Raw genomic sequence first — 456 nt, 5'->3', positions numbered from 1 at the left:
CTCCCTGGTGAAATTAGCGCTGTGGAACCACCCGATCCCATCCCGAACTCGGAAGTGAAACGCAGCTGCGCCGATGGTAGTGTGGCTCAAGCCATGCGAGAGTAGGTCATCGCCAGGGTTTACACCCGAGAACCCCGCTGCATGCGCAGCGGGGTTTTCCTTTTTTTGCAGGCATCGGGTTTCGACCTGGACTTGCGGCAACAACTTCACGAAGAGCTTCAAGTTCCTCAAACAAGTTGTTGACAAAGCTGAAAGGCCTGCCATAATAGGCGGCTCGCAACGACGAAAGGCCCTCGGGCCCAACGACGAAGCAGCATCGGCAACAACGTCCACTCCGGTGAGACGGCCTTGAAAAAAGGTGTTGACGAAGCGGAAAAGCCGGCTATAATGGGCGGCTCGCTACGAAGGAAACTTCGCAGCACACGGGAACGGCGCTGAGGCCACTTCCCCGGATCT

1 rRNA gene is annotated in these 456 nt (G+C 57.0%); it reads left to right on the top strand.

The window, feature by feature from the left end:
- Nucleotides 1–3: 3 nt before the first annotated feature.
- Nucleotides 4–118, top strand: a 5S ribosomal RNA gene (rrf, locus tag VG566_RS20415).
- The last annotated feature ends 338 nt before the right edge of the window (nt 119–456 follow it).

Source organism: Stenotrophomonas sp. CASM114 (assembly GCF_049384325.1).
Classification (GTDB): Bacteria; Pseudomonadota; Gammaproteobacteria; order Xanthomonadales; family Xanthomonadaceae; genus Stenotrophomonas; species Stenotrophomonas muris.
Note: the sequence above shows the minus strand (reverse complement) of the source record. Positions and strands in the feature narration are given on the sequence as shown.